We start from the raw sequence: 7,035 nt of genomic DNA, 5'->3' as shown, positions 1-7,035 counted from the left end.
GCCGGCCGCACCGGCCGGGTCACGGCCGGACGCGGTGGGGCCGGCGGAGGGCGACGAGCCACCGGCCACGCAGCCACGGCCGCCGTGCCTGCTGCCCGCCGCCGTCGGGGACCTCACGGGCCGGGACGAGGAGGCGGAGCTGCTGTGCCAGCGGCTGACCGTTACCAGCTCCCCCCCGTCGATGCCCGTCGTGGCGGTGCTCGGCATGGGCGGGCTGGGCAAGACCGTCCTGGCGGTCCATGTGGCGCACCGGTTACGGGAGCACTTCGACGACGGCCAGCTCTACGTGGACCTGCACGGCCAACAGTGCAGCCCGGTCGATCCCGATGACGCGCTCGCCCGGTTCCTGCGCGCGCTGGGCGTCGCGGACAGTGAGATCCCGCTCGGTCTCGACGCACGCGCGGAGCTGTACCGCAGCCTGCTCGCCGACCGGCGGGTCCTGGTGGTACTCGACGGTGCCGCGGACGAGAGCCAGATCGAGCCGCTGCTGCCGGGGTCGGGCAGCTGCGGGGTGCTGATCACCAGCCGGGCGCGGCTGGCCGCGCTTTCCTGTACCCGGCTGCACCTGAGCGTGCTCGAGGTCGGGAACGCGACCCGGATGCTGGCCCGCATCGTCGGCGACGACCGGGCGTCGGCCGACCCCGTGGCCGCCCGTGAGCTGGTGCGCCTGTGTGGCTACCTGCCGCTGGCCGTCCGCGTCGCCGCGGCCAGGCTGGTGGCGCATCCCCACTGGAAGATATCCGGCCTGGTGTCCAGGCTGGTCGACGAGCGGCACCGGATAGCCGAGCTCCACCACGGCGCACTGGAGGTCCGCGGCAGCTTCGACCTGTCCTACCAGCGGATCGATCCGCAGGCGCGGCAGCTGCTGCGTCGGCTGGGGCTGCTCGGCCGGTCGATCTTCTCCAGCCGGGTCGTCGAACAGGTGCTGAGGACCGACCAGCGGACGGCCGAGGGAATCCTCGACCGTCTGATCGACGCGCAGATGCTCGACGTCGCCGGCACCGGGCCGGCCGGTGATGTGTTGTTCCGGCTGCACGAGCTGGTCAGGATCCACGCGCGTGACCGGGCGGAGCACGAGGAGAGCGGCCAGGAGATCCGCCGGATCACCGCGCTCGGGCAGCAGGTCGGTGACCGGCCGGCCGCCGTGAACGTCCCCGCCCAGGCGGGTACGGCCGAGGACCGGGGCGGCATCTGGAAGAAATGGCCGGCGGAAGCCGGCGTCGGCAGCCACTGACCAGGGCGGGCGGAATCCGGCCGCCGGGGACGTGGTCGGCGCGGTAACGCACGCGTGTCGACGGCCCTGCTGTCACCCGCGGTCCGCTCCGGGATGTGGTCCTCGCGGTAACGAATGTATGTCCTGGTGGGTCCGTCCGGGCGGGTTGCTTCCGGATAGCGGCAGCCGCGGGGGAGGATGGGCACAGGCGGCAGGGCTGGCGGTCAGCGATGTGAAAGTCGTCACAGCTCGTGATCGCCGCTGCTCGTCGTCACGTGATGAGATGGCGTGACCGTCGACGACGATTTCGGGACGCGACGACGATTTCGGGACGGCTGTGAGACTTCAAGACCTTCAAGACCTTCAAGACATTCTCGATCTTCGAGACGCTGTGAGACTGCGAGACGACTGTGAGGAGCCCCCGCGGTGAGGCTTGGGATGGGTACCCGAGAGGTCTTCGACGCGGAGAGCCTGCTTGAGGAGTACCTCGGGCCGCGTAAGCGTGGCCTGCGTTACGCCTATCCGTACTATGACGGGCTCACGACCAACGGTGACTCCGATCTGCTGTGCACCGGTGATCTGCTCGCGCCCTGCCTGCTCGGCGTCCAGGTGGACGTCGACCGGATGCACACGTTGACGGCGCTGACGCCGTTGCTGCAGCGCGGGCTCGACAAGCTCCCGCCCGGCATCGAGCTGATCGAGGCCGACGAGGCCACCCTCGATCTTGTCGCGGCCCTGTACGACCCGCTGGACGATCCGGACGTCTCCGACCGCGACGTCAAGGGGTCGCTGATCGCAAAGGTGCTGCACCGCAAGCGGCCGGCGCTGGTGCCGCTGTTCGACTCCAAGGTCAGGATCTTCTACCAGCACGAGCGCTGCATCCCGCCGTCTCCCCGGGACGGGCGTTCCTGGCGTGAGTACATGCAGCTGCTGGTCCGCGCCATGCAGTACGACCTGAAGGAGAACGCCGACGAGTTCCACCGGCTGTCCGCGCTCGTCCCCCGCAACGGGCCGCCGCTGACACCGCTGCGCATCCTCGACATCGTGGTGTGGATGAGCAGTGCGGTCTGATCTCCGCCGGTCTGATCGCCGGCGGTCTGATCTCCGCCGGCCGCTGCCGCGGGTGCCGCCGCCGGGGGCACGGTGAGGCGCGGCGACACGCCGTCGGGGTGCCTGTCCATCCTGGCCGTGGTGCCGTTGCGGGCGGCGCGTGCCCTGGCCGTGGGACGGGCGCCGGCCCGCCAGGAGGTCGGGCGGGGCGTGGGCCTGCGGGGCCGGATCTGGAACGGCGTCGCCGACACCGCCTTCGACGGTGTCGTGGTGGTCGGTGTGGACGGCCGGGTGGCCGCTGTCGGGCCACGCGACCAGGTGTCGCTGCCGGACGGCCTGCGCATGATCGACTGTGCCTGGATCGGGCCGGGTGTCGTCGATGCCCACGTGCATCTGCCGGCCACCGCCACGCCCGGGTACGACGAGCTGCGTTCCGGCGTCGTGGCTGTGCGTGACCTCGGCTCGTCGATCGAGCGGCTCGTCCACTGGCGGTTCGCCGCGCCGATCATGGTTGCCGGCGCGGGCCCCCGGGTGGTGGGCACGTCGCGGCAGAGGCCGCGCCCGGACCGCTCCGGGGAGCCGGTCGGCCCCGCCCAGGGTGCCACGGCCGACCGGCTGGAGGCCCTGCCTCCCGGCTCGTCGCGGTCCGCCCGCCGCGGTACCGCCGGCCGGGCCGCGGCGAGCCGCCACGCGCTGGGCCGCCACACACCGGGCCGTCACGGACGGAGCCGCGACGCGTCGGACCAGCACCCGTCAGGCCCGTACCCGCCGGACCAGCACCTGTCAGAGCAGTACTCGCCGGAACAGTACTCGCCGGAGTGGCACGTCTCGGACCACTACGGGCCGCGCCGTCATGGGCCGGGCTGGCACGGGCTGAGCTGGCACGGGCTGAGCGGGCTGAGCGGGCTGAACTGGCACGGGCTGAACTGGCACGGGCTGAACCGGCAGGGGGCGGGCCGGCAGGGAGCGGGGCGAAAGGCGCAGAGCTGGCACGCCCGTCGCAGCGACGCGGCGGTCGTCGTCGAGAGCCCCGCCGCGGCCCGCGGGCTCGTCGCCGGGCTCGTCTCGGACGGCATCGATCTGATCAAGGTATATGTCGGGGACGTCGCGACCAGCGCGGACACCAGGCGCGGGAGGCGCCCGAACTGGCCACCGTTGTCTCCGGCCGAGCTCGCGGTCATGGTCGAGGCCGCCCACGCGGCAGGGCTTCCGGTGACGGCGCACGCGCTGAGCGTCGACGCCGTCGAGATGGCGCTGTGGGCGGGCGTGGACGAGCTCGCCCATGTCCCGGTGGAGCCCCTGCCGCCGCGCACGGTCGAGCGGATCGCCGCCGCGGGCGTGCCGGTGGTCTCGACGCTGCAGTGCCATGCCGGGCTCGGCCCGGCCCCCGGGCGTAACGCGGCGCTGCTCCACCGGGCCGGGGTCACCCTGATCTACGGCACCGACGCGGGGGGCACGGGCAGCCGGCCGCCCGGAGTCGACCCGCGGGAGCTCGACCGGCTCGCCTATGCCGGGCTCGGCCGCCTCGGTGCGCTGCGCGCCGCGACGTCCGTGGCCGCCCGGGCGGCCGGGCTCGACGGCCGCCGCCCGTCCGGGCGTGTCGAGGTGGGCGCGCACGCCGCCGTCGTGGGGCTGCCCATGGATCCGCTCGTCGAGCCCGCTGCCTGGCGTCACCCGACGGTGGTCGTCAACGGCCAGCGGGTGATCACATCGTAATGTGCGCCGATGTGAAGCTTTCCATCCTGATGCCGGTTTTCAACGAAGAGGCCACGCTCGCGACCGCCGTCAAGCGGGTGCTCGAGGTCGGCTACCGCTGTGAGATCGAGCTTGTCGTGGTCAACGACGGCAGTGTGGACGGGACCCGTTCCATCCTCGACTCCCTCGACGACCCCCGGGTGGTCGTCGTGCACCAGCCGGTGAACCGGGGCAAGGGCGCCGCCGTGCGGACCGCGAGCGAGCGGGCCAGCGGTGACTACCTCGTCATCTGCGACGCCGACCTGGAATACGCCCCCGAGGAGATCCCGGCGCTGCTGGAACCGGTCCTCGCCGGTGAGGCCGACGTCGTCTTCGGCTCACGGACGTTCAGCGGCAACACCGCGTTCTCGTTCTGGTACGTGGTCGGCAACAAGCTGGTGACGCTGGCCGCGAACGTTCTTTTCAACAGCTACATCAGTGACCTGGAGACCTGCTTCAAGCTGCTGCCGGCCGGCCTGTACCGCGAGCTGGACGTCCGCTCCGCCGGCTTCGGCATGGAGGCCGAGGTGACCGCGAAGCTGCTCGCCCGCGGCATCCGGCCGTTCGAGGTCCCGATCAGCTACAAGGCCCGCACCCGGGAACAGGGCAAGAAGCTGACCTGGCGGGACGGGGTCGAGGCGCTGTGGATACTCGGCTCGGTGCGGGCCCGTCATCGTAGGCCCGTTCGCTGAGCAGGCCCGTTCACTGAGCAGGCCCGGTCGCCGAACGGGTTCGGTTACTGAACCGGACGGTCACAGGCCTGAAGGGGGCTCGGATGCCGGCCGGCTGGCGTGTGCCCGGCCGGGGATTCGGCCGGGGATTCGGCCGGGGAGGCGGCCCTCACCCGCCCTCAGGCCGACTCCACGCCCGCGGGCTGCGACAATAGGCCGCGTGCTGAGCTACGTCGTGCGTGGGCTCACCCGCCGGCACGGCGCGGGGGAGCATGCCGTACTTGCCACCGCCGGTATCGATCTCGATGTCGGGCAGGGCGAGGTCTTCGGCGTCCTCGGGCCGAACGGCGCTGGTAAGACCACGCTGCTGCGTCAGCTCATGGGGCTGATCCGGCCGGACGCCGGATCCATCACGCTGTTCGGGTGGGACGTCGTGGCCCGTCCCGACATCCCGTCGCGGCTGGCGGCCTACCTCGGCCAGCACGACATGGCCCTGGAGGACCTGCCGGTGGGCCGCGCGGTGGAGACCACCGCGCGGCTGCGTGGCCTCGGGCGTGGCGCGGCGCGGGCGGCCCGGGACGCCGTCATCGACGAGCTCGGCCTCGCCCCGGTTGTCACCCGGCCTATGCGGCAGCTCTCCGGCGGCCAGCGCAGGCTCGCCTCCGTCGCCTGCACCCTGGTCGGCGACCGTATGGTGCTCGTCCTGGACGAGCCGACCACCGGCCTGGACCCGACGGCCCGGCGCGCGGTGTGGTCGGCGCTCGAGCGCCGCCGGGCCACCGCGGGGGTCACTGTGCTGCTGGTCACCCACAACGTCCTGGAGGCGGAGACGGTGCTCGACCGGGTCGCCGTCCTCGAGGCCGGCCGGGTGATCGCCTGTGACACCCCCGGACGGCTCAAGGCGTCGGTGAGCAGCGATGTCCGGCTGGATCTCGTCTGGCGCCGTGACCCGCCCGCCCAGGACCCGACGATCGCCCGTCTCGCCCGACAGGCCGAGATCAACGGCCGCCGCTGGACCACGCGCATGGACGCGGCCGCCGCCCGCGACGCGCTCGCGCGGCTGACCAGCGGCCCCGCCTTCGCCGCCCTCGACGACTTCACGCTGGCCACGCCGTCCCTGGAGGACGTCTATCTCGCCCTTGGCGGGGCATCCCGCACCCTGGAGCGCACATGAGCACGGTTACCCTGTGACCGCCGCCGCAGCTTACGAGGCGGCCGGCCCGGCCGCCGGCCGGGCTGTCGACGCGGCCGGACAGGCCGCCGGCCCGGCCGCCGAGGCCGTCTCGGTCGCCGAACGGACGGCCGACGCCCTCGACCGATCCGCCGGTGCTGTCGACCGGAGCGTCCGCCAGCGGTCCGGCGGTGGCTTCCCCGGGGCCGCGGAGGTGGCCGGCACGCCCGTGCCGCTGCCGCCGGGCACCTCCTTCGGGGCCGCGCTCGGCGCCGTCTACGCCGGCCAGCTCGCCCGGGCCCGGGTGGCCCGGGTGCCCCTGCTGTTCGTCGCCGCGTTCCAGTCGCTCGGGATCATGCTGCTGCTGCGCGGAGTGGTCGATGCGGGGAACGAGACGACCAGTGAGCAGGTGGTGGCCGGCTCGACCGTGCTGGTGGTGGCCTTCGTCGCGCTGAACCTGCTCGCGCAGCGCTTCGGGGCGCTGCGCGCGGCCGGGGCGCTGGACTACTACCTGACCCTGCCCGTCCCGGGCAGCGCCGTGGTGCTCGGCACGGCCGCCTCCTACGCGTCGTTCGCGCTCCCGGGGATGATCGTCACAGCCGTGGTGGGCTCGCTGCTGTACGGTCTGCCGCTGTCGGGCCTGTGGCTGCTGCTGCCGGTGGCCGTCGCGGCCGGGGCCTCCCTCGCCGGGATCGGCGCGGCCATCGGGCTGCTCGCCCCCCGCCAGGAACTCGCGACGGTCGCCGGGCAGATCGGTATGAGCGTCGTGCTGTTCCTCGGGATCATCCCGGCGGACCGGCTGCCGCTCGGGATCGACGTGCTGCGTGACCTGCTGCCCAGCACGTACGCGGTGGACGTGCTGGCCGGTGCCTTCCGGCCGTCGGTCGACTGGGGCATGGTCGTCGTCGACCTGTTGGTGTGCGCGCTGGTGGCGTTCGTCACGCTGCTGGCGGCCAGTATCGCGCTGCGACGTGCCGGTAACGCCCCGCGTTAGGCCGTTGCGGTGGATTCTCAGCCGCGCGGGCCGATGCCCACCTGGCCGGTATCCATCAGCAACAGTCTGGCCTGACAGCCACGCGAACGGTGACAGAACCGTTGACGGCACGCGCCGCGGTGCCCGGACGCGGGGCCTTCCCGAAGTACGGTGGCCCGAAGTACAACAGTCCGCGGCAGGGCAGCCCGAGGCAGGGCAGCCC

Annotated in this window: 6 protein-coding genes; all 6 read left to right on the top strand. The window is 72.9% G+C overall.

Translation table 11 applies throughout. The features are described from left to right. Positions 1-1,234: NB-ARC domain-containing protein (locus AC5LSR_RS15060; protein ID WP_493468595.1), on the top strand; the 1,234-nt coding region annotated here is incomplete at its 5' end. A 405-nt stretch (positions 1,235-1,639) separates the two neighbouring features. Next, positions 1,640-2,284: a DUF6308 family protein gene (locus AC5LSR_RS15055; RefSeq protein ID WP_445548455.1), complete on the top strand. Its 645-nt coding sequence runs from the start codon at positions 1,640-1,642 to the stop codon at positions 2,282-2,284. A 72-nt stretch (positions 2,285-2,356) separates the two neighbouring features. After that, the gene (locus AC5LSR_RS15050; protein ID WP_250285548.1) at positions 2,357-3,979 is read left to right on the top strand and encodes an amidohydrolase family protein; all 1,623 of its coding nucleotides are present in this window, start codon (positions 2,357-2,359) and stop codon (positions 3,977-3,979) included. Between the two features lie 11 nt (positions 3,980-3,990). Next, positions 3,991-4,689: a glycosyltransferase family 2 protein gene (locus AC5LSR_RS15045; RefSeq protein ID WP_493468594.1), complete on the top strand. Its 699-nt coding sequence runs from the start codon at positions 3,991-3,993 to the stop codon at positions 4,687-4,689. Between the two features lie 190 nt (positions 4,690-4,879). Further along, positions 4,880-5,842, top strand: a complete 963-nt coding sequence (locus tag AC5LSR_RS15040; RefSeq protein ID WP_250285553.1) for an ABC transporter ATP-binding protein — start codon at positions 4,880-4,882, stop codon at positions 5,840-5,842. Positions 5,843-5,855: 13 nt separating this feature from the next. Continuing rightward, positions 5,856-6,833 (top strand): ABC transporter permease, encoded by a 978-nt coding sequence (locus AC5LSR_RS15035; protein ID WP_250285550.1) that lies wholly within the window; start codon positions 5,856-5,858, stop codon positions 6,831-6,833. The last annotated feature ends 202 nt before the right edge of the window (positions 6,834-7,035 follow it).

The organism is Protofrankia sp. CiP1_Cm_nod4 (assembly GCF_982290645.1).
This window is presented reverse-complemented; position numbering and strand designations above follow the sequence as displayed.